Source organism: Salmonella sp. SAL03688 (assembly GCF_046551895.1).
Taxonomy (GTDB): domain Bacteria; phylum Pseudomonadota; class Gammaproteobacteria; order Enterobacterales; family Enterobacteriaceae; genus Salmonella; species Salmonella enterica.
Window position 1 is genome coordinate 1 of sequence record NZ_JBGDVI010000038.1, and the last position, 22403, is coordinate 22403.

Below are 22403 nucleotides of genomic sequence, written 5' to 3' on the forward strand. Positions count from 1 at the left end.
AGATGTTTTAACAAATCAAAAGGGGTTTTAATAACTGACTTAAAGCTGAAAGCTTTCCGGAACCCCCAGCCTAGCTGGGGGTTTTCCATAGACAAAAAAGCTCGCTATTCATAGCGAGCTTTTAACATTGCATCAGACTTAATGATGTAGCATTTCGTCAACGACCTCATTCGCCTTTAACTGATAAGGATAATAGGTAGGCCAGTTTTCCATCTCTTGCAACAATGCCTGCTGCGAGGTATTTCCCATAAAGATATGGAAGTGCGCCGATTTGCGCGGGGCAATGATATGATCACTAAACTGAACATATTTAGGCGCTTTGCTATTCGCATCTTTACATTCGAACAGGTAGCGCACCCCTTTTTTACCCGATGCGTAAGTCAGAATTTTATAGCCGGCATAATTGTATTTACAGGATGCAACGTTATTGTCGCGATGGAATTCTATAACGCCATTTTCAATGCCGATCGTCTCAACATTCGTCGCGTATCCTTTGCGATAATACGCTTTAATATCCTCAAACGTTTTCTCCGGGTCTTTCTTCGCCTTTTGCCTGAAGACAGGGTCCAGCTCGCCGCTGACCAGATAAGGATAGACGGATTGCCACATACCATCCCAGTCGGTGAGCGCGCGATCGCGTACATTAGCGTCATCAAACACGCCCGCTGCCGCTTTTTGCTCAACCTCCGTCATCGGCGCGCCATGAGCATGATGACCATGCGCGAAGGCAGGACTATTTACCAACAGCATTCCCAGAAGCATTGTCAGTTTTTTTAAATGAATCACCAAAACGTTACCCTCATCTTTCTTAGAAAGATGATTGTTATATTATAACATTGCATTTATTTCAACAGAAACTCAGCGGCCACCGCGCAGGTGGCCTTTTTTGATATCAACTGGTCCGCCATCGAGGAATTGAACCCCGAACCTTAGAGGTAGAAGCTCTATGCTCTATCCAGTTGAGCTAATGGCGGAAGAAAAATTACGCGGCCATTTTAAGGCAGGCGTCTGCGCATTGGCTGCATGCCCGCGCGCAATTCTGGCAATGGTCGTGATCGTGCCTTGCACACTCTTCGGCGCAGGCTTTGCAGATATCCGCGCACAGGCGGCATAATTTTTGTGAGTACTCGCTTTCCAATGCCATAAATTGCGCCGCCAGGCGACAAATGGCCGCACATTGCATATCTAACTGGATGCAGTGCTTCATCATTTCGACGTTATCTTCACGCAGACAAGAAGAGGCGCAGATATCACACGCCGCCGCGCATTCATAACACAGCTCAATACACTCACGATGTTCTTGTTGCATAAATGACTCCTTATTTTATTAAGAGGAGTAGATAAGTCTGCACAGAAACGCCAGGATAGCCAAACGGCTACCCCTCTTTTTCATACTTTTTGAACAAAAGTGCTGAATAAAACAGCAATAGTAAAGCCGGAAATCGGCCTCCGTGATGTGACGTCTATACTGTAATGTTCATCTGCTTTTCATCGGAGGTAAAATGGAGTATTTAGCACGACTAAATATCGTTGCGATGCTGATGTCAACGACGTTCTGGATCAATCTGGCGGTCGTTTTTTTCGTCACCCTCATTACTTACTGGCTCATCAACTGGCTACTTAATGTGGTCTATAAAGCGCTACAACGCCCGGATAAAAAGGATGATGCTCATGGGCGGCTGCGGCCTATTGTTTTCGAGATGCTGAAAAAGACCAGTAAGATGCTCATCTTTTTTGCCGCATTTCTCTTTAGCCTGCGCTTTGTCGCCCTGCCCGACCGGTTATTCTCTACCCTCTCTCACGCCTGGTTTTTAGTGGTTGCGATTCAAATGGCGATTTGGCTTGATCAGGGCGTACAGTCATGGATGCGTCATTTACTGTATGCCCCAGGCTCCAATAAAAACCCGGTGACGTTAGTCATTCTTGGTATGATTTTGCGCGTGCTCGTCTGGTCTATGATGTTGCTCTCTATCCTGGCGAACGTCGGCGTGGATATTACCGCACTGGTAGCCAGCCTCGGCGTGGGCGGTATTGCTATTGCCCTGGCGGTACAAACCGTTCTGAGTGATGTCTTCGCTTCGCTGTCGATTGGTTTCGATAAGCCCTTCGAGATCGGCGATTTCGTCGTCTTTAATGATGTAGCCGGTACGATTGAACATATCGGTTTGAAAACCACTCGCATCCGTAGCCTCAGCGGCGAACAGATCGTTTGTGCGAACGCACAGTTGTTGCAGCAAACCATACACAACTATAAGCGGATGCAAACGCGTCGTATCGTGTTTACTTTTGGCGTCGCCACTGCGACACCGCCGGAAAAGTTACGCCTCATCGGCGATATGGTGAAAAAGATTATTACCGATGTCGGCGAAACACAATTCGACCGCGCCCATCTACTGGCCTTTGGTCAGGATCGGCTGACCTATGAGGTGGTGCATATCGTCAATACCGCGGATTACAATAAATACATGGATATTCAGCAAGAGATAAATATCCGTATTATTGAAAAACTCATTGAGAATGATATCGAACTGGCGCTGCCAAGTCTGGTCGTCAGAGCCCCTGTACAGGTTGAAGAGACCAGGGACTACAGTAATACCGCTGATGCAAAAAACGCAGATAAACGCGTCATGCAGTAAAATCTCTGCCGACAATACCGGGAACCCATGGGTTCCCGGTGCGTTAACGGCGACACGGCAATGCGGAGAAACGACTTGCGGCTATTCCACCTGTAAATGGCGGGTACAGACTTGATCAAGTAGCGCAGACTGATGACTAATCACCAACATCCCTAATGAACGGCTGCGGCACACCTCAAGCACGTATACCCATATCGCTTTTTGAATAGACGGATCGAGTTGCGCCGTCATTTCGTCGGCAATCAGAAAACGCGTTCGTGGGTCAAGCGCGCGCAGTATCGCAATACGCGCCAACTCCCCGCCTGAGAGCTGCATTGGCCGACGCGTCAGCCACTCGGGCTGCACATGCAAACGCCTCAACGTTTCCGGATCAGGCTGCCAGGCATCACGCACAGCGTCTCCGGCGCTTCGCCAAGGATTAAACGTCAGTTCAGGATGCTGGGGAACAAGCTGTACCGGACAATACTGATGCAGGGGTAACGGGCTGCCGTCCAGCAGAACGTCGCCCGCCGTCGGCTTTTGCCATCCAGCCAGGACGCGCCCCAACGTTGTTTTCCCCGTTCCGCTTGGCGCATGAATTCCTACCCGTTCACCGGCAGAAATCGTAAACGTCAGGTTCTGCCATAAGACTTTCCCGCCCTGACGAATAACGAGGTCGCGGCAGCTCAACATTCTATTCCCTCTCCGGTCGGCATAAATAACGGGCTTAGTTCAGGCAATGCTTGCCATTGCCGTTTTAACGGCTCACTCATCTCTTCCGGCTGTAACTGCTCGCAGCGGATATTGTCCGTGATATAACCCTGATGCAGCGCCACAATGCGATCGGCATACCGCGCCGCCAGCAGCAGGTCATGAGTCACCCACAGCACGCCGCATCCCCGCTTGCAAAGACCTCGCAAGTGCTCGAGCAACTGGTTTGCCAGTGCCGTATCAAGCCAGGCGGTGATCTCATCCGCGAGAATATAACGTGCCTGGCTAAGCGAGGCGTGGCACGCCAGAATTCGTTTAGCCATCCCACCGGAGAGCTGGCGGGGAAAGCGTTCCAGGACTGTCGGTGCAAGATCGCTTTGCTGTAATAGCTGTACCATTTGCGTCTCATCCCAGGCGCGTCCGGTCAGATGACATGCTCTGTTCAAATGTTTTCTGATATTCAGCATGGGATTAAGCGCCTGTACCCCCTGCGGCACGTAGCTAAACGTATTGCCCCTAAGCTGCCTGATGGTATGTCTGTCCAGCCGGTTGCCATCAAGCGTAATCTCCCCCCGAAAGCGTAAATTTTCCGGCAGCAGATCGAGCAGACATTGCAGCAGCAGACTTTTGCCCTCCCCGCTGCCGCCAACCAATGCCACCATTTCGCCGGGCGCGATATCAAAAGAGACATTCTGTAATAACGGCGACCAGCGTCTCGCGCCATACCAGCGATAACGCGCACTTTCCAGCGTAACCTGTTGTAAACTCAGCATACGTCACTCCTTAGCCACAGCCGCTGAATGGCGCGCGCAAACTGATCGAAGAGCATCACCAGCGTGAATAACATTAGGCCGGGAAACAGCACCAGCCACCAGTTTCCATGGCTAATAAACCGTAACGCATCCGCCAGCAACAGCCCCAGCGAAGGCTCATGCGGCGCCAGCCCAAACCCCAGAAAACTTAACGCCGCGCTGTGCAATACCGCATGAGGAAACATCAATAACGTTCCCGTCAACCATTGCGGCAATAGCGCCGGAAAATAGTGATATCGCCAGCAATAAAGGTGTCCATGCCCCAGACGATAGGTCAATGTCAGGTAGTCACTCTGCGCTACCCGCTCCGCGTCGGCGCGCAGAATCAGCGCCAGACGGGGCCAGTGCGTTAACGCTACGGCCGCAATGACGCCGCTTTTACCGCCGCCGAGCGTAAAACAGATAAGGATCAGCAAAAGTAAATGCGGCATGGCGAGCATGGCATCGGTTATCAGCCGCATCAGGAGGTCCAGCCGGGGATGAATGCGCGCCGCTGCCGCCATCACTAGCGCGATAACGCCGCTGCACAGCGCAGCGCCAACGCCAATTTGTAAACTGGTGAAGGCCCCCTGAAAGCAACGAAGCCATACATCACGCCCCAGATTATCGGTGCCAAACCAGTGCTGGATATCAGGCGACAGATGCCGGGCAAGCAGATTAACCTCTGGCGGCTGGCTCAACGTGGCATAACCGTATCCGGCAATAAACAGCAGACAGGTAACGGAGAGGATCAGACGAAACAACGTCGGGGCAGGATTATAGAGCATCGGGACGCTCCAGCGATCGATTAAGCACCACCACAAGCCAGGCTGAAATCGTATTTCCGGCAAACACTAATAGCGTACAGAATAAAACGATCCCCATGAGTAGCGGGACATCGCCACGCAGGCCGGCATCGATAGTGGCCTGCCCCAGCCCCGGATACGCAAAGACTTTTTCTGCCAGTAACGCTCCCCCCATCAGTTCGCCCAGAGAAGCAAACTGTAAGCAGAGCGCTGGGGTAATCGCATGACGTAACACCTGGTGACGTAACAGCGACCATCCTTTATCCCCCTGAGCGCGCGCAAAACGAATAAATTCGCTCTTCATTACGCTGGCTATTTTTTCTCGCGTATGCAGCGCAATTTGCCCCATGCCCAACAGACTTAACGCACATACCGGCAACACAAGATGGCGTAAACGTTCCGATAAAAGAGCTGTTCCTGCATTATTTCCGGGGTCCCAGGCGCAACAAACAGGTAACACCGGCCAGCGGACGGCAAACAGCGCCAGCAACAGCATTGCTATCCAGAAAGTGGGCAACGATGACAATAAGTAGCTGATACGGCAAATCATCTTATCCGGCCAGCGGTGGAGAAAACGTCCGGCCAGAAAACCCAATGTCACGCCCAGCACACCAGACAATAGCCAGGCGCCTGCCAGCAGCGCGAATGACGTCGCAAAACGTTCCCGGATCACGCTGGCGACAGGCATGTTGAACAGCATGGAATACCCCATGTCACCCTGGAGCAGACGCCAAAACCAGTGACCGAAACGCTCCCACAGCGGCTGGTCAAGCCCCCAGCGCGCCGCAATCCGCGCATATTGTTCTGGCGGAACATGGAGCAGATCGTTGCCAATATAAGCGCGGATAGGATCAACGGGCGAAAAGCTAAGCAAAATGAAGGTGCCGGCAGCCACCAGCACCAACAGAATAATCAGCCGCAAAAAATGACTGAAGAACAATTTCATCACCGACAGGTCCAGGTCCAGTCATCAAGATTGTTTAACACCGACCAGCTACCGTGGATTTCTGGCGCGCCTTTTCCCAGATCAATACAGGGGTTGGCCAGATAGGTATGCTGAATATTAAGCAGCCATGCCCATGCCGCATCGCCCTGAACGCCCGCGCCCTGCTTCCCATCCCACTCAACCTGCTGCCAGAAAGGAATCGCCTTTTGCCAGTCAGGCGCATCTATAGCCTGTTTCAGATGTGCTTCTACCGCAGGGTTGCTGTAATAGCCCGGGTTATAATATTCCACACCAGCGGCTTTCCCGCTGTAGTGATGGAAGAGTTCCATCGGGTCCAGACTTCCCCAGCCAAACAGCGTAGGGTTAGCGTGCATATGGCGCTCTACAGTTTCCCAGCTTCCCGATTGCAACGAGACGACAATGCCTAAAGGCTGTAACATGGCGCGCACCGCTTCGGCCAGATCCCGCCGGGTGCTGTCGCCACTGGCATACCATAAGGTCAGACGCGCTTCTTTACCTGCTTTTTCACGCACGCCCGCACTGTTTATCTTCCAGCCAGCCTCTTCCAGGATGGCGCGCGCTTTTGCAATATCGCCATCGCTGAATACCACTGAAGGATTTTGCCACGGCAATCCCTGCACCGCGCTATAGGCGGGTATCGCATGGCCTTCCATCACCTGTTCCGCCAGTTGCTTACGATTAATGGCATAGTTAATTGCGCGTCTGATAGCGACATCAGCGGTCACATCGTTGCCGACAGGATAACCGTTAGCATCCTTTTTACCGGCTGGCACCATCGGGAAGACAATGCCCCGGTTTTCAACGCTATCGCGTACCCAGAGTTTAAGATTATCCTGCTGCGGGGCCACCGCCATAGAAGGGGCAATGCGCACCAGACCTAACTGTCCGCTGCGCGCGGCGGCATAAGCATTATCTTCATCCAGAAAGACAAAAACCAGCCGGTTAAAGTCATTCTTTTTACCCGCATACCAGGGATTAGCTTCAACGATCAGTTGCTGACCCGGCTGAAAGCTGACCAGTCGGTATGGACCGGCGCCTATCGGTTCGCGGGCGAACGTTTTTTCATCATAACGGCTGGCCGGAACAATCCCTAACGACCCGAGTACATTCACAAAGGTGCTCTGCGGATGGCTCAGCGTCATCTCAATTCGGCGCGCATCCAGCGCTCGCGCATGGCTAAAATTGCCCATGTCAATTTTACCGCCGCTCTTCGCCGCTTTATTGTATGTAAAAACGACATCTTCGGCAGTTAATGGCGAGCCATCGGAGAATTTCAGCCCGGGCTTTAAGGTTAGCGTCCAGATTTTACCGTCGGGGCTGGTATCCACTTTTTCCGTCAGTAAATTACCCCAACTCATGTCGGCGTTTTGCTTAAGCAACGGCGCATGAAGCAATAAGTAGCTGCCGTGGCTCCAGCCCAGCATAGGATCAAAGCCTTCCGTTGGCTCAGGGCCAATGGCCAGCTTCAGGGTACGACCGTCTGCCGTGTCCGACGCGGCGAAAAGCGACGAAGTGAATACCAGAGTCAGCGCGCACGTCACGAGCGCCAGTTTGCCTTTAATCATCAATTTGTCCCAGATTATGCGTTGTTTTTGTTTCTCCCGGCGCAGCATAAACGTCGGGAGACCTCCTGAGGACGGCATTATGGCGAGCATTTGTAATGAAAAAATTGACGCAGAACAGAAAGTATGACGATCTTTTAAAAACATCATACGCACAAACGTCGGGAGCGCCAACGTGGGCTAAAGGCCGCTTTTGACGGGGATAAAACGCAAGGGAAATGACGCCAGGAATACCGGGTTAATTAACGCCATCTTATTCTCTTATTTACTTTCTATTCTGTATTACGTCTTCCCATCCGACGCTGTTCATTTTCTCAACGTTATTAGTCAGTACTGAAACGTAAGAAGGTATCGTAATTAGCGCTTCCTGGCTTTAAACCTAAACCAATATTAAACGAACCGGGCGTTAATGAAACTTACCAGCAGAACGCCAGTCATATGGCAACCCGATGAAATGACATGCTATGGAGTCCAACCGAAAAATGTTAACGCCGCCAGGGCTCGTGATGATTTTTTTAGCCGTACTGTTCTCATTGCTGACAGGATGCGCAAGTTATAAAAACACGGCATGGGGAATATATCCGGCTTCAACGGATATTTGTCCATCAGGTACGACATCAACAGGAGGGTGCAAAGAGTAATATCGCATATTTAATATACACCACTTTTTAAATGACTGTCCGGACATTTTCGGACGGTAATTTTTCTATTAATTTATAATGGACTAATCCCATGACAAATAAAAAACACATTTTTTCAATTATCTTTATTGGTTCTCTTTTAACGGGGTGTGCTACAGGACCATCACCGACAGGGATTGGCTTATATACGGATGTTAAAGGGCCAATTACTGCCACGAGTCTCCCGGCAACCAAAACCGGTAAAGCGTGTGCGCAAACGGTATTGGGTATTGTAAATACCGGCGACGCATCTATTGATTCAGCGAAAAAAGCGGGCGATATTTCTTTAGTGTCGAGTGTTGATTATGAAACTACAGGCTCATATCCGTTTTATGGTAAAACCTGTGTTGTCGTAAGAGGACAATAACAACAGTAAGCCGGCGATGCCGCCGGCTTTTTATCCCATTTTACGTGCCGCTATCTCTGTCTGTTCCTTGCGACTCAGCCCCCGCTTTAAGGTTCTGTTAAGATTTTACGCATACCCTACAAGCAGTTGTTAATAAAGGATAATAATAATGGCACATTTCTCAAGACTGCAAATAACGCTTCACTGGTTAACACTGCTCCTGACAGGCATCGCATATGCGGCTATTGAGTTACGGGGGTGGGCGCCAAAAGGCTCCAGCGTTTACCTGTTTATGAAAGACATGCACTATGACATGGGCGTTCTGGTCTGGGCGCTGATGTTTTTACGGTTATATCTTAAACACAAATACCCGGATCCGGTCATTACGCCTCCCCCTCCTCACTGGCAGCACGTAGCCGCTAAATTAATGCATATCGCGCTTTATCTCACTTTTCTCGCCTTACCGCTGCTGGGCGTCGCGATGATGGCGTCAGGCGGGAAAAGCTGGAGCTTTTTTGGTTTTACTGTACCGGTATTTTTGACGCCAGATAGCACCCTAAAATCGGATATAAAGCGTATTCATGAAATGCTGGCCAATATCGGCTATTTCCTGATTGCCATGCATGCAGCAGCGGCGTTGTTTCACCATTACATACAAAAAGATGATACATTTTCAAGGATGTTACCCGGTAAATCATGACTATTTCGGCCATCCCGGCGTGAGAGAGCACGCCGGGCAAGGCATTATTATTCCAGCGCTATCGGTTTCGACTGATAGCGCCTTATACCGTTTGTAATCGACAATATACGATATTTTTCCGGTTCCACGTGTAGGTGATATGTACGACGCCGCCCTCGCTAATAATAGCGGGATAAGAATACTCACCGTGGTCACTTTCCAGGTCCAGTAGCGGTAGCCATGATTCGCCATTATCCTGGGAAGCAATCAGTGAAAGCGGATAGCGCTTTCCCCAGTTGCCGTTGACCGGATTTAACGCAAGAATCAGCGTACCGTCCTGCATACTAACCAGATCGATACCACTATTATTATTCGGTAAAGATGTCGCGCGGGCAACAGACCAGGTAGCGCCATAGTCGATTGAATCACTGCGAAAAATTGCCCCGCGTGTGCTTCGTAACAACATATGGATATGCCCCGGAGAAGACTCCCACAGCGTAGGCTGAATAACGCCATCCCAGCGCAGGAGGTTTTCCAGACAACATTCCCACAACATCCCCTTTTTTACACCATCCCACAACGCTACGTTTGTCCCGGAAATAGCGTTATCAGGCTCCAGCGGAACAAAAGAGATATTCCAGTGTTTTCCTTCGTCAGAGGATCGATCCACAAATGCCCTCCACCGTTCAGGACTTTCAATCGACCCTGGCGCAATCCAGGCGCCATTTGATGCCAGCAGGAGTTTATTTTTTACGGGACCGCGCGGCAAAATATCATCGTTAACCAACGGAGCTGGCGTACTCCAGGTAAATCCTCGATCGCTGGAGGTGATAAACCAGGTTTTCCACACGTGTACGTCGCTGCCTACTTTATAAAATAACCACAATTTATCCGACGGGTAAAATAACACCGGATTCCAGTGCGCTTCCCCCTCGCGTGCCGCCACTCGCTGCGGTGTTGTCCAGATATTATGTTCATAGCGAGATAGCCAGATGGCTGTATCTTCGCTTCCTTCGCGCAACCCCGCGAACCATGCGGCCACGAGCGTACCGCACGGTAAGCGAACAAGCGTAGAGGCATGGCACTGGAAGGACCCGGTTCCGCTTTCCGGTAAAATGACCTGCCGATTGACGAGCACTAATTTCATACCTGCCTCTATTAAATAAGGTAAAAAGCATCAGCTTTTTTACGTATGAAAGTAGTGTTAGCAGAAATAGCATCAACGCGGTGAAAACGATGAACCGCTATACGAATTTATGTTCAGATATCGCGCCCATAACAGGCAGAATGTCGAGAGTGGACAAAAATTGGACTGACCTCGCGGATAATTCCAACTTACCGCCGTCCAATGGCGACGAGGTCAGTGGCACGGGATAATATAGAGGTCAGGGCTATAATATTTAGCGATCTGTGCCTACAAGCATGACGGGATACTTTTCGCTACAGGCAATGAAGGCCCGTCTAAACGGGCCTTCATTAACGCGATTATGATTTGTGTTCAATCGCCTTTGGTTTGCTTTCTATGGCAATTTTTTTCGGTTTCTCGCTTTCAGGGATCTCCTGGTAAATCTCGACCAACAAGAGGCCCTGTTCCAGTTTCGCATTATTCACCTTAGCATGTTCAGGCAAAGAAAAACTCAACTGGAAGTCCGCCTTACGAATACCACGATAAATCCAGTGCGTCTGATCCTCTACCGTCTCTTCAGTGTGTTTACCCGTAATATTCAGGTTGCCGCCAACCGTCTCAATTTCAAGCTCTTCCTCTTTCCAGCCAGGAACGCTCACGGTAAGCAGATAGTTATTCGCATCGCGCTTTTGCAGATCGTAAGCTGGCGTCGCAGCGACTGGCGTATCTCCTGTTAATTGACTGAAAAGTCTATCAATACGGTTGAAACGGTCAGAGAAAAGAGAATCAGCAAACACGGGAAGTGCTGACAAGGTTCTGAGTGCCATCATTAACCTCCTGAATCACTATTCAAAAGTTCAACATCAAGGCAAGCATTGCTTGTCCACTGACTACATAGGGACGGAAAAAACATTTTCAAGTCTATAAAAGCCTTTTTTTAGTCACGAATTTAAGTAGTTAACGAAAAGTCTCATCCCGTTCATTGCCATTTCCGCTGTCCCTTCATCTTTACAATTTTTCTTCACCACCACAATTGATAATGATTATCAATTGCATTAGTGTATACAGGTTGGTTATGGCAGTGACCAACGCCCTTCTCCATTATCAAACCCAGCGCCGCCTTCGGGCGGCCTTTTGGGAGGAAATATGGTCGCCAAAAATAAAATTCACGGTCGTCGTATTCGTCAGTCTCTGCAACAGTTACATCATCGTTGTCTTTTTCAGCAACTGGCGGTAAGCCCACCAGGAACAAAATATGTTTCAGTCACCGCTGAAACAAAAAACTGGCTTATTCATCTTGTGACTTCAGAGGGCCGCTAGCACGCGGTAGTGACTGTCCATGTTGTCGCTAAAATTTTAATGAAATGACTTTTATACACCTACAATTTGCGCCCGGCTACTCCGGGCGCCATACCTGAAGATATGACACCCGTTGCCAACTGACAGGAATTTTAGTCATCGTCTCCGGCGTAGAAAAATTCGATATCTTTATTAAACCATTTATCAATGTTGTGCCACATCAGACAACCGGTCAGAAAACTTGCGATCAATATCCCTCCTATAAGCCACTTTTTCACATATACTCCTGAATAACCCCTGTTGATGCCATTATCTGATCGATAATAAAAAGACCATCATTTGAAGAAATAGTTTCACTGACAGATACCGTATGAAACGAGACAGTGAACAGTACCGTTTTCTTCGGTTTTTATGCCATAGTATTGAGCAGTGGTGACAATCATTTTCTATCGCACCATAATGATTTGCAGCCTATAGTTTATGATTTTAAGATTTGTCTACTCATCACATATGTCAGTGATGGATAAATTATAATACGCTTTTCTGGCGCACTTTTCGTCAGTAAACAGGAATACTACAGCATTCATCGTATTGATGCCGCTTTATCTCCCGTTCTTCAGGGAATTAACGACAATTTTATGCACAAAGGATACTAATGATGAAACGTAAATTGATCCCATTTACCCTCTTTCTCGCTGCGCTTAGCGCCAGTTCCACATCTATAGCAGCTTCGCAGGAGATTTCTAAATCTATATACACCTGTAATGATAACCAGGTTATGGAGGTGATTTACGTCAACACCGAGGCTGGAAACGCCTATGCGATTATCAGTCAGGTAAACGAGATGATCCCGATGCGGTTAATGAAAATGGCCTCCGGAGCAAATTACGAAGCCATAGACAAAAATTATACTTATAAACTTTATACCAAAGGCAAAACGGCTGAACTGGTGGAAGGTGATGATAAACCTGTTCTTAGTAACTGTTCCTTAGCTAACTAACCTTAAGAAATGCCTGAAGGCTCATCAGGCATTTCCACTTCAACCTTCCTGTAACGTAATGTTAAAGAATATGTGAATCACTACCGTAGTATAATGGCTAATTAGTAACCACTTTTAAGCATGGTTAATCCTATTTTTAAAGAAAAGTTCGAACTGTCTGAATTGTCGCTGTTGAGTGTTTAAATGTTTTGCTTTATTAAGTGACCCAGGTAGAATTCGCAGCGGCTGGTAACCATTCATATTCGCACTATTGAACGATCACCAGCCAACCGCGCCAGGGTCTTGCATACGCTCTGGCGCGGTTAAATCCCCAGGCCATAAACGAAATCACTGGTTTCTACTATTGATCGTATCTTTCACGTTAACCTGCATTATGCTTGCCCACCTGATGTAAAAAGACATCGCTCTGAACCATAGGGTGTGAATTTCATTTTATAAAAAAATTGCGGTGCCGGGTGCCTCCCGGTGAACCATACCACAGTCAATATGGTTCGCGAGGAACATTAACTATTTGACTGGACGCCCCGCCGCAAAGGGGGATTCACCGCATAAGAAAAATCTACAACTCACAAGTAATAAAAGACAATAACATTTTTGTGCATTTTTTATAAATGACTATCTTGTCACGTAATAAATGAAATTATTCTGTAACAGGATTGCAAGACAATACTTATTCAAAACTGAAGTGGTCAGTAGGAATCGAACCCACATCATCAGCCTGACACTGAGGTAATAACATTATACGATAACCACATTGGACCGCCACCGAGGCCTCGAACCTCGCACCATCAACTTAGGAGGTTGATGCTCTATCCAGCTGAGCTAGTGGCGGCTGGGGACTTCTGCCAGGCGCAAAAAAGGTGCTCTCCTGGATAAAATACATACCTTGCTACTTTTCAGTAGTCGTTCAACGGCAGGTACAATATGCGAAGGCGGTCACAAAATCTTGATGACATTGTGATTAATTCCAGGAAAATTTTTCAGAGTGAATCTTGTGAGATCTGGCGTTATTTACACCAGATTTTCCTTCCTGCTTATCACCTACCTGAGCAACCTTGATTGCTTACCACAATCCTTTATCTGTGCTTATGCTGGTGAGATGTTATGTACAGCGTCACTATGACGAAGAGAGTATGGCGAAGAGAGAAAAAACAGGCAGGTACGTGTCACTGGTAAAGAAGCCCTGTTTTATTGACTGGCGGTGCGGAAGGCGAACCTTCCGCATAGCTTATGCTTTTCAGAAACGGTATCCAACCCCGACGTTGAAGCCGTTTATTTTTGTAGAGGAGATGTTGCTTCCTTCATACCCAACATCGACGACAATATTCTCCAGCGGATTCATCTGTACACCCGCGCCCCAGGCAAATCCCGTTTTCCTTGAGGAAATTTTGTTAGAAAAAGAATCGCCATCCTGAGTGGAATGTTCTTTAAACGTCGCCTTTACCGTGCCGACACCTGCCAGCGCGTATAACGAAAAATTGTCAGACAATCGATAGGCTGGCCCAACCATAAAAGAGCCGTACTTCACCTCAAACTTGTCATGGTAATGAATACCTTCAGGCTCAATAGACCCGGAAGCCTGGCTGTCTCCATATAAGTAACTTAGCGAGGAAATAAAACTTACCGGAGAGTCATCCTCATAACGGTATTTCACATTTACCCCTCGGATATTTTTGAAATCCTGAACTTTACTTTGTGCATACCCCACGGAAAAGGCGTTAGTATCGGCCTGTGCAACATTTACAACCAAAACGCTTGTAGTAATAACTAAAGTGGATAAAATAATATTTTTCATAACAACTCCTTAATACTACTTATTATTTACGGTGTGTTTAAACACCTGCAGTACCGATCCGGCATTCAGTTATCGCCACTATGCCGAATCGACAAAACCACGAATAATTCACCGCTATCGCTCCTGATGCGTTTACTTCCTGAAAGATATTTTTACTACCAAAGCGCTCTATCGCTCATTAAGGTAACCGGTTCTACAATGTCATCTAACTTTTATAGATTTGAATGCTAATTTTTCTCACGCATATATATTTAACAGAAACCATAAAGTGTTTAGCCACTATAGAACAACAAGTTCGCCATACAACTCTTTGATATTTAAAGAAAAAACATCACAACCACATTAAAAAACCTGACGCCGAACGGCTAAAACATGTCATTAAGCAAACTCGCCATATAACCAGAACATATCGCATTGTGCTTCACAGTCCTCACGTGACGCTCCAGCCGCAATACCGTATATGCCATCGCAGGCGCTGTAATCATATTCACGATGATGCTTAGCACGATTTATTCCCGCTCCGATTTAATCTTTTAATATGTCTATCAGTTACAACATTTCTTGTTATAAGAATAGAATCAACACCACAATTCCAACATAAATATCACCTGTGTTGAGAGAGAATTTACATTCCAGAAAAATAATAACGGACGCAAATATTGAACGCGCGATAAAAAAGTCTATTTCGCTATAAAACCCATTATTATTAAGAGTGGTTAACTCTTCGTTGAATAAAAAATGCCAATGACGTTCCATAATTCATTAGATGAACTTCACAAGTCATTACATATAACAGGAGGTGCTATGAAACATCATGCTTTTATGCTTTGGTCATTACTTATTTTTTCATTCCATGTTTTGGCCAGTTCAGGCCATTGTTCTGACTTACAACAGGCATCATGGGATATTTTTATCTACGATTTTGGTAGTAAAACCCCGCAACCACCTACAAATACTGATAAAAAGCAAGCCAGGCAGATTAGTTCACCATCCTGCCCGACGACAAAACCCATGATGTCCGCACCACCCAACGACGCCAGGAAAGGGAATACTTTCTCCAGAACATAATGTTATTTATCTACAATGGTGCCGAACGACCACTTTTAGCCATCCGGAAATCTTGATTGTCATCAAATATAGCTGGCATTATTTTTCCTGACGTGTATAGTGCGCCTCGTTATCCCCATTAAGGAATTTGTTTGTCTCGTAAAATGACAGGAATTGTCAAAACCTTTGATTGTAAGAGCGGTAAAGGTCTCATCACCCCCTCCGATGGACGCAAAGATGTTCAGGTCCACATTTCAGCATGTCGCCAACACGAAACAGAAGCGCTTATCCCCGGTATACGCGTTGAGTTTTGTCGTATTAATGGCCTCCGCGGACCTACCGCCGCCAACGTTTATCTTTCATAATTCGTCAGCCGGCATTTTTTCAGAAAAATTTAGCGAGCCCGTATACCTCCGCAGCCTGCTATGGGCTTTGCCTGAAAGGCTGTAGCATGTTTTCAGTGGCGAAAATCTAAAGGATTTATTTTGCTAATGACTCCCGTGACCTCTTTTATCATATATCGGGTGTCCCCCCCCCCTTCTCACTTTGTTTAACGTGAAGAAATGTACAGCCGTTTTTCACTGTGATAGCATCTAATATTGCAAAAGTATTTAACGCTATATACCCATCGTCACAGGAGTGGCTGGCTGCGCGCATTTAACCGAAGTATTTATGTGATTCTATCGGAATTATCTCTATTGCCGCTCAATGCTACGTCATATTCAGTGGGTATAAATAGCCAATATAGTTGTAACGCTATTTATTTTTAGGGTAATAATTGAATGACTTTGTTTTCAGGAAAATCCACACTGGTTCTCTGCCTCTCCTCTATTTTATGTGGGTGTACGACGAACGGCTTACCCGCCCCTTATAGTATTAATTTGTCGTTCCCGGTCATTACGCAAAACCAAATTAATTCCGGTGGTTATTACATAAATGACGCGGAACAAATTCGGACAACTGATGGTCTGTGCCTTGATACAGGCTCAGATCAACAGAATCGTTTGACGCTGCGGGAGTGTAAGCATGTGCAATCTCAGCTTTTCTCATTTCACCGAGATAGAATCACGCAGGGTGAGAAATGTCTGGATGCCGCAGGACAAGGTACAAAAGAAGGCACACCAATCATTCTTTATTCATGCACGGGTAATGATAACCAGCGCTGGCTCACTGATGATAACAAAATTAAGGGGAAACAGAGCCGAAAATGCCTGGGCACAAATAGCATTATTGTCAGAAAAGGCGACCCTGTTGTGCTGGCCGATTGCGATTTTAGTCGCGCCCTGGAATTTACCATCAGGTAGCAGGACACCGCTGTGAAGAGAGAGCCGCTAACCTCATGACACGACAACAGGTTAGCGACCTTTACTTCCACGTGCGGTCAATTTACTTTACGCCCGCAACGTCAGGATGACAAAACGGCGGCTAAACCTTGACACCAGTTATATACCCAGCTTAAATACTGGTCATCCAACCAGTAAAAAGGAAATGGCGATGTTCGTCGAACTCGTTTATGACAAGCGAAATGTTGAAGGTTTGCCAGGCGCACGCGAAATCATCCTCAATGAACTCACAAAACGCGTACATCAACTTTTTCCCGATGCGCAAGTGAAAGTTAAGCCAATACAGGCGAACGCATTAAACAGTGACTGTACAAAAACCGAGAAAGAACGGCTGCACCGTATGCTGGAAGAGATGTTTGAAGAGGCTGATATGTGGCTGGTCGCCAAATAACGTCCCCTCCTGCGAAAGCGACATGTCCGATCGAAAACAGCGCCCTGAGGCGCTGTCTGTGACGATATAACGCAAACGCTACCACTCAGAACATGTTGTTGTTGATACCTCAGACCGGTATGTGGAACCGACATTCATCGCTTCACTGGCCTGTCGGTATGAGTAGCCCTTATCAACAATCAGCTGTGCGCATTCCAGCCTGAAATCTGAAAGTACGTTTGGTTTTGTTGTTTATTAAGAGCCTATCCCATTAGACTCTTTTATTCGCCAAACTGGCTTTAACGATTACGCCTACTGGGATAGGTTCTAAACTTATCATCAATACGTAAAATACCTATTTACGAACAAAAAGTAACAGGTAAAAATCCGAAATAAAACCAGCATAACTAAAACTTACTGCAGATATGCACACGCATTATTACTATGTTTCCAGGATAGTCTCGACCAGTCAAGACTATCTATTTTATATAAAAAAGGGAAATACTTCACATGAATAAAATACATGTTACATATAAAAATCTCTTACTTCCGATTACCTTCATTGCAGCAACTCTAATTAGCGCCTGTGATAACGATAAAGATGCCATGGCGGAAGCTGAAAAAAATCAAGAGAAATACATGCAAAAAATCCAGCAAAAAGAGCACCAGCAATCAATGTTCTTTTACGACAAAGCCGAAATGCAAAAAGCTATTGCCAATATCAACGCAAAAGGTGGAGCCAATCTTGCGATTATTGAAGTCCGTTTCTTCAAGGGCGGGTATTCATTCATTCGACAAAGCGTTAACACCCCTGCTAAAGTAGAGATGTTTAAATTTAACAACGGCTACTGGGGGGGACCTTCGCCTGTCAACTTAACCATCTTTGGCACTATAACAGAGGAGCAAAAACAAGAAGCACTAAAAGAGGCTTTATTCAAATTCGACTCGATCAATTTCAGCATTATACCAGAGCGTATTCAGGAAACAATTAAACGCGCTAACGCCAGTGGCATCATTTCCGTTACGGAAGATAGCGATATCGTTGTACGAGCAGAGATAGCTCATAATGGCGAATTCGTCTATGACATTACCATCACTGCTAAAAATACAGCACGTGCGGTAATGACCTTAAATAAGGATGGTTCTATTGCCGGATATGAGATCAAAGAACCTTTCGACCCAAAAAAAGAAGCCGAAAAAGCACAGCAACTTGTTGAACAATCGAGAAAAGACATTGAAAGTCAGCGTAAAAAAGCAGCTGAAAAGATGAACGAAATACAGCAGACATTTAAAAAATAGCAGGCGATACAAACATTGATAAAAATTATAGCGCGAAAGAGCGCGTGCCAGGTACTAAGGCACTGCTTGAAGACAGCGAATCGCTATTTCATTCTCTGACACTGTAATTTTTCGTACTCAAGATGTTTATTTATTGAGTCTTTTGTGGATAACCAGGTGAAGTTATGTGACGCCAGGAATCTATTCCAGCGGGCGTACTTGTTGGAGCCAGTGTGAAGCCGGGCAGCGCGCAGAAACCGGAGCGTATACGTTGTACGTGAGAATTTCGAGCACTGCCCGACCTAAAAATGATGAATAAAATAGATATTTTAAAGAGGTAATAAGAAGAATTTTTTCAAAATAATTACTGATTTCATCGCGGATATTTCCCTTGATCTATTTGCTATATTTTTATGCATGTTATTCGTATACAAAACAGGACCATCAATTGGTGTGATATCATTTTTTATTGCATTAATTATTTATATCATTCTTCATTTTGTTTTTTACTCATTTCGTGAAAAAATCATAAAAAAAATATTCAAATAAGTATTTAAAATTATTGTTTTGAGGTACAAATTCAGCGCAATAAAACAGAGCAACTAAAAAACAAAAAATTAGGCGTAGCGAAGCGGAAAAGAACTGTCATGTACTGGACCGTGAGCTGGTCGGGAGAGCAATGTACGGGAAAGAGCGAAATACTGTCATTGATATGAGCAGGAATATCGATAGCCAGTAAATCACTCCTGTGGTAATACAGGCCACTTGATGACTGTGAAGGTCGCTTCATCTGAAGCACCGGTGAAGTCCAGCATTTTAAGTGAAAAGCAGCCAGCAGGCGCTTCTGCTGGTCCATATTCCTCTATTTTGCCAGACCACACTAAAGTGCCACACAGGTATCTGCCAGAACGGTCCTGAGATAATAAATATAAAAGCAGTTACTGCCTACCTCAAGAAGTATGCGCTCATGATCATTTAAAGCTCTTTTAAAGAGACTGATAATAAGCTTGTCAATATAATATTATGCAGTCTCTATTAAGCGCCTGGTTTATTTGTTTTGCATAATCATATAGTTGACTTTTCGAGTAAGAGTTTTCTTGCAAAGACAAATAAACGTGTTTTATATCTCTGAATAAACATACATCACCATGAATATGAGCCTCTATATAATTCCCTTCATAGCCTTTACCATAATTAGAATGAGCTAAAAATTTTTCGCCCTTAGCCATTTTAACCAAACTCTTAAAGCAATTATAACCAAAAAAATCATTTTGACAGGATGCAATCAGGTTCTCCATATGCCAAAATGTAGATAATTTACTCGTATCCAGGCCAAATCTGTGGCCGTAGATATCAAAAGGTGATAATGTACAATTTGTTTTTACATTATCATTTAATTCAAAAAATGATTTCCCATAGGCGCTGGCACCTCCATTTTCACCGTTCAGAAAGTCCAGTGCAGCATAAATTGGTCTGCTTGTAGGGCTAAAAGTTCTACTGTTGGGAGTATATGCTACGGAAAAACCGCCTGTCTGACCATATGGGGCATAAGGTGAATCTGCAAGCCTCTCCAGTTCAAATGCTTTAGTTTCAACTGAATCACGTCCGACATTATAAGCAGGTAAATCTCCTGGTCTGCAACCTAATGCATAAGAGTTCAGATATTCTTTATTTTTTAAGAGAGAGACAAAGTCAATTTTTGCCGCATTAAAATTTATTGTCAGCCGGGCATTTTGTAAAATATCCACCATCTTATTTAGCAAGAGAGCGCAATCTATTTCGGCACCACACTCACGGCTTATCCGCCTGAGCGCTTTTTCTCTTATTATGTCAGCGTCGCGCTGACACCTGGAATGAATATGCGCAAGTACTTGTTTTCCAAAAAGGCGACCATACACCTTTTTACGCTCTTCATTGCTGAGACCGCAAAACACTTCGTCAAAAGAAAGCCTGTACGCTGCGCTTACAGAACCTCTCGCCGTTCTGCTTTCTGGAAATGGCGGAACATCTTCAACAACATTTCTAACTTGCTGAATGTCTGAAGACAGTGGAGTACGTCCGGCATTTTTTTCCTTATCTGTTTCCAGATATTCCGGAACCTTTATACTTCCACTATGGCAGATAGGTTTGAGCATATGTCTCCTGAATTTTTATGACTAATATAGCATTCACTTTCGCTGACGTATTCTTTATCAGGCTGATATTTCAACACTTCTTAGCAGCCTTGTAGAAGAGCAAATAAAGCATGCTAATAATTTTATAAAATACTTAACCTACCCACTATTGTAGTCAATAAACCATCACTTTTTATTAAAAAATTATCCTGATAATAACAATAAATCTGGTAAGGCACTTTCAAAAAATAGCCAAACCACACATTATAAAGAAAACCACTACAATCAAAATCGGTAACTATCAGCTTTCAGGGGGTCTCAGGTTATCATGACGATCGGGGTAAAGGATGAACTACTATTGCGGTCTGAATTGAGGGAGTTTTGATAAAGTTTTGATAACCGTTAGAATGCTAATAATAAAAACGGGGACGTTAAGTCCCCGTTTTTGTTTTTAACAATTATCGTTATTACATATTTGCGATAATCGCGTCGCCAAACTCACTACATTTCAGCAGCTTAGCGCCTTCCATCAGGCGTTCAAAGTCATAGGTCACGGTCTTCGCGGCAATCGCGCCTTCCATACCTTTAACAATCAGATCCGCCGCTTCGAACCACTGCATGTGACGCAGCATTACATTGCCAAAAACATACCAACCATTTGATAAAGTTGAAATTATCATTCTTCCTACTATCAAAAAAATCCAGTAACTGTCTTTTACAACTCATTGATTATCAAAACGTTGATTTTAGTTTTGGGGAAGAGTTTTCTTCAAGATTCCAATTTTTTCACGCCAGTACATTCAACATGATGCTACTAATGGCAACCCCCAATAGTGAAGCTTCTACATTGGTTGAGGTCGCTCGGAGAAACACTGGAACAGCCACTCGCATATCCTCTTCTATACTTTCAGTCTGACCGACTGGAGGTTTCATATGTGTACGCTTTGCACAAGCACAGACCCGCGAAGAATACCTGGTATATCTGGCCGATGAAGCCGAGCGCGATATCGCTTATGACCCTAAACCTATAGGCCGGTACAACGTGGCGCCCGGTACCAAAGTTCTGCTGCTCAGTGAACGCGACGAGCAACTGCATCTGGATCCGGTATTCTGGGGATTTGCGCCCGGATGGTGGGATAAACCACCGCTGATTAATGCACGGGTTGAGACTGCGGCCACCAGCAGAATGTTTAAACCGCTATGGCAACATGGCCGAGCTATCGTGTTTGCTGATGGTTGGTTTGAGTGGAAGAAGGAAGGCGACAAGAAACAGCCATACTTCATCCACCGGGCTAACGGCCAGCCAATATTCATGGCGGCGATCGGCAGCATACCGTTCGAACGCGGTGATGATGCCGAAGGATTCCTGATTGTCACCGCTGCAGCCGATAAAGGTCTGGTAGACATTCACGACCGCCGCCCTCTCGTTCTGTCACCTGAAGCAGCGCGGGAATGGATGCGGCAGGGCATAAGCGGGAAGGAGGTAGAGGAGATAATTACTGATGGTGCCGTGCCGACAGATAAATTTGCCTGGCACGCCGTGACGCGCGCCGTTGGCAATGCAAAAAATCAAGGGGAAGAGCTGATCAAACCCGTTACCTGACTACTGGCAGCTCGGAAAATCTGGTCGTATACCGAGGCGAAAGCATTTCTCGCTTCATAGCCCACTTCTGCGGTATCCCCTGCCCGGCGATTTTCTGGCTGTATTGTCATATGCGCATATTTAAGCCAGTTTAGAGGCCGGGAACTTTCTGTACAGCGTCGACAGCCCCACATCATAAATAATCGCTACCTGCTGTCGCGGTACTCCTGCCCTAATCAGGCGCCCGGCCTGCGCTCCCAGTGGATGGGAGCTAGTAAGGATTTGAATAGCA

Annotated in this window: 25 protein-coding genes, 2 tRNA genes and 2 pseudogenes; 11 read left to right on the plus strand and 18 right to left on the minus strand. The window is 46.1% G+C overall.

Translation table 11 applies throughout. The annotated features are described in order from the left end of the window. Positions 1 to 138: 138 nt before the first annotated feature. The 3 genes from zinT to ACLJR2_RS22950 all read right to left on the minus strand — a co-directional run bounded on the left by zinT (position 139) and on the right by ACLJR2_RS22950 (position 1309). Positions 139 to 786, minus strand: coding sequence for a metal-binding protein ZinT (gene zinT, locus ACLJR2_RS22940; protein WP_001537483.1), 648 nt, complete (start codon positions 784 to 786; stop codon positions 139 to 141). A 111-nt stretch (positions 787 to 897) separates the two neighbouring features. Then, a tRNA-Arg gene (locus tag ACLJR2_RS22945) sits at positions 898 to 974 on the minus strand. Positions 975 to 982: 8 nt separating this feature from the next. Next, the gene (locus ACLJR2_RS22950) at positions 983 to 1309 is read right to left on the minus strand and encodes a four-helix bundle copper-binding protein (RefSeq protein WP_001183697.1); all 327 of its coding nucleotides are present in this window, start codon (positions 1307 to 1309) and stop codon (positions 983 to 985) included. Between the two features lie 193 nt (positions 1310 to 1502). Here ACLJR2_RS22950 and ACLJR2_RS22955 point away from each other — a divergent pair, with 193 nt between their 5' ends. After that, complete coding sequence (locus ACLJR2_RS22955; protein WP_000456065.1) at positions 1503 to 2636, plus strand: mechanosensitive ion channel family protein; 1134 nt, start codon at positions 1503 to 1505, stop codon at positions 2634 to 2636. A gap of 81 nt (positions 2637 to 2717) precedes the next feature. Here the strand turns inward: ACLJR2_RS22955 and ACLJR2_RS22960 are convergent, their stop codons facing one another. Genes ACLJR2_RS22960 through ACLJR2_RS22980 form a run of 5 tightly spaced genes read right to left on the minus strand, consistent with a single transcriptional unit; the run spans position 2718 to position 7503 of the window. Then, positions 2718 to 3308 (minus strand): ABC transporter ATP-binding protein, encoded by a 591-nt coding sequence (locus tag ACLJR2_RS22960; RefSeq protein WP_000947455.1) that lies wholly within the window; start codon positions 3306 to 3308, stop codon positions 2718 to 2720. Continuing rightward, entirely contained in the window at positions 3302 to 4099 is a 798-nt protein-coding gene (locus ACLJR2_RS22965) for an ATP-binding cassette domain-containing protein (protein ID WP_000950206.1), read from the minus strand. Before ACLJR2_RS22965 ends, ACLJR2_RS22960 begins: the two co-directional genes overlap by 7 nt. Beyond that, entirely contained in the window at positions 4093 to 4905 is an 813-nt protein-coding gene (locus ACLJR2_RS22970; protein WP_000966636.1) for an ABC transporter permease, read from the minus strand. The genes ACLJR2_RS22965 and ACLJR2_RS22970 overlap by 7 nt, the downstream gene beginning before the upstream one ends. Further along, complete coding sequence (locus tag ACLJR2_RS22975; RefSeq protein ID WP_001520270.1) at positions 4895 to 5869, minus strand: ABC transporter permease; 975 nt, start codon at positions 5867 to 5869, stop codon at positions 4895 to 4897. The genes ACLJR2_RS22970 and ACLJR2_RS22975 overlap by 11 nt, the downstream gene beginning before the upstream one ends. Then, entirely contained in the window at positions 5869 to 7503 is a 1635-nt protein-coding gene (locus ACLJR2_RS22980) for an ABC transporter substrate-binding protein (RefSeq protein ID WP_000946087.1), read from the minus strand. Before ACLJR2_RS22980 ends, ACLJR2_RS22975 begins: the two co-directional genes overlap by 1 nt. Positions 7504 to 8184: 681 nt before the next feature. Here ACLJR2_RS22980 and ACLJR2_RS22985 point away from each other — a divergent pair. Both ACLJR2_RS22985 and ACLJR2_RS22990 read left to right on the plus strand, forming a co-directional pair. Further along, positions 8185 to 8499, plus strand: coding sequence for a TRL-like family protein (locus ACLJR2_RS22985; RefSeq protein ID WP_000182479.1), 315 nt, complete (start codon positions 8185 to 8187; stop codon positions 8497 to 8499). Positions 8500 to 8647: 148 nt separating this feature from the next. Beyond that, entirely contained in the window at positions 8648 to 9178 is a 531-nt protein-coding gene (locus tag ACLJR2_RS22990) for a cytochrome b (RefSeq protein WP_000929974.1), read from the plus strand. Positions 9179 to 9260: 82 nt separating this feature from the next. Here ACLJR2_RS22990 and ACLJR2_RS22995 read toward each other — a convergent pair whose 3' ends face one another. From ACLJR2_RS22995 to ACLJR2_RS23010, 4 genes are all read right to left on the minus strand, one after another. Then, positions 9261 to 10304 (minus strand): sialidase family protein, encoded by a 1044-nt coding sequence (locus ACLJR2_RS22995; protein WP_000780159.1) that lies wholly within the window; start codon positions 10302 to 10304, stop codon positions 9261 to 9263. Between the two features lie 338 nt (positions 10305 to 10642). Further along, entirely contained in the window at positions 10643 to 11110 is a 468-nt protein-coding gene (locus ACLJR2_RS23000) for an Hsp20 family protein (protein ID WP_001218118.1), read from the minus strand. A gap of 194 nt (positions 11111 to 11304) precedes the next feature. Further along, positions 11305 to 11535, minus strand: a complete 231-nt coding sequence (locus tag ACLJR2_RS23005) for a hypothetical protein (protein ID WP_077905118.1) — start codon at positions 11533 to 11535, stop codon at positions 11305 to 11307. A gap of 199 nt (positions 11536 to 11734) precedes the next feature. After that, positions 11735 to 11860 carry a hypothetical protein gene (locus ACLJR2_RS23010; protein WP_000758944.1) on the minus strand — a complete coding sequence of 42 codons (126 nt, stop codon included), beginning with the start codon at positions 11858 to 11860 and terminating at the stop codon, positions 11735 to 11737. 377 nt (positions 11861 to 12237) lie between these two features. Between ACLJR2_RS23010 and ACLJR2_RS23015 the strand changes: the two genes are divergently transcribed. Then, positions 12238 to 12582 (plus strand): c-type lysozyme inhibitor, encoded by a 345-nt coding sequence (locus tag ACLJR2_RS23015; RefSeq protein ID WP_000977722.1) that lies wholly within the window; start codon positions 12238 to 12240, stop codon positions 12580 to 12582. Between the two features lie 755 nt (positions 12583 to 13337). Here the strand turns inward: ACLJR2_RS23015 and ACLJR2_RS23020 are convergent. Together ACLJR2_RS23020 and pagC are read right to left on the minus strand one after the other, a co-directional pair. Next, positions 13338 to 13414 (minus strand) — tRNA-Arg (locus tag ACLJR2_RS23020). Between the two features lie 405 nt (positions 13415 to 13819). Further along, positions 13820 to 14377: a virulence membrane protein PagC gene (gene pagC, locus ACLJR2_RS23025; RefSeq protein ID WP_000789472.1), complete on the minus strand. Its 558-nt coding sequence runs from the start codon at positions 14375 to 14377 to the stop codon at positions 13820 to 13822. Between the two features lie 804 nt (positions 14378 to 15181). Here pagC and pagD point away from each other — a divergent pair. From pagD to ACLJR2_RS23055, 6 genes are all read left to right on the plus strand, one after another. Next, complete coding sequence (pagD, locus tag ACLJR2_RS23030) at positions 15182 to 15445, plus strand: virulence protein PagD (RefSeq protein WP_024134152.1); 264 nt, start codon at positions 15182 to 15184, stop codon at positions 15443 to 15445. 131 nt (positions 15446 to 15576) lie between these two features. Further along, positions 15577 to 15789 carry a cold shock-like protein CspF gene (gene cspF, locus ACLJR2_RS23035; protein WP_001537306.1) on the plus strand — a complete coding sequence of 71 codons (213 nt, stop codon included), beginning with the start codon at positions 15577 to 15579 and terminating at the stop codon, positions 15787 to 15789. Positions 15790 to 16206: 417 nt separating this feature from the next. Next, the gene (locus tag ACLJR2_RS23040) at positions 16207 to 16728 is read left to right on the plus strand and encodes an RICIN domain-containing protein (RefSeq protein WP_001534683.1); all 522 of its coding nucleotides are present in this window, start codon (positions 16207 to 16209) and stop codon (positions 16726 to 16728) included. 190 nt (positions 16729 to 16918) lie between these two features. After that, entirely contained in the window at positions 16919 to 17158 is a 240-nt protein-coding gene (gene msgA, locus ACLJR2_RS23045) for a virulence protein MsgA (RefSeq protein WP_000497448.1), read from the plus strand. Between the two features lie 489 nt (positions 17159 to 17647). Beyond that, positions 17648 to 18436, plus strand: coding sequence for a putative envelope lipoprotein EnvF (gene envF / locus ACLJR2_RS23050; RefSeq protein WP_001033398.1), 789 nt, complete (start codon positions 17648 to 17650; stop codon positions 18434 to 18436). Positions 18437 to 18775: 339 nt separating this feature from the next. Then, positions 18776 to 18964 (plus strand): hypothetical protein, encoded by a 189-nt coding sequence (locus ACLJR2_RS23055; RefSeq protein WP_031606788.1) that lies wholly within the window; start codon positions 18776 to 18778, stop codon positions 18962 to 18964. Positions 18965 to 19425: 461 nt separating this feature from the next. Here ACLJR2_RS23055 and sopF read toward each other — a convergent pair whose 3' ends face one another. Continuing rightward, entirely contained in the window at positions 19426 to 20550 is a 1125-nt protein-coding gene (gene sopF / locus ACLJR2_RS23060; RefSeq protein ID WP_000917260.1) for a type III secretion system effector SopF, read from the minus strand. A gap of 446 nt (positions 20551 to 20996) precedes the next feature. Next, a pseudogene (locus ACLJR2_RS23065) lies at positions 20997 to 21164 on the minus strand (isocitrate/isopropylmalate family dehydrogenase); the annotation flags it as partial. 296 nt (positions 21165 to 21460) lie between these two features. On the opposite strand from ACLJR2_RS23065, the gene ACLJR2_RS23070 reads away from it, so the two are divergent. Next, positions 21461 to 22132: an SOS response-associated peptidase gene (locus ACLJR2_RS23070; RefSeq protein ID WP_043991223.1), complete on the plus strand. Its 672-nt coding sequence runs from the start codon at positions 21461 to 21463 to the stop codon at positions 22130 to 22132. Here ACLJR2_RS23070 and ACLJR2_RS23075 read toward each other — a convergent pair. After that, a pseudogene (locus ACLJR2_RS23075) lies at positions 22125 to 22220 on the minus strand (DUF4113 domain-containing protein); the annotation flags it as partial. The gene ACLJR2_RS23070 and the pseudogene ACLJR2_RS23075 overlap by 8 nt on opposite strands. A 32-nt stretch (positions 22221 to 22252) precedes the next feature. Continuing rightward, positions 22253 to 22403, minus strand: a 151-nt coding sequence (locus ACLJR2_RS23080; RefSeq protein WP_219828528.1) for a helix-turn-helix domain-containing protein, incomplete at its 5' end; no start/stop codon positions are given.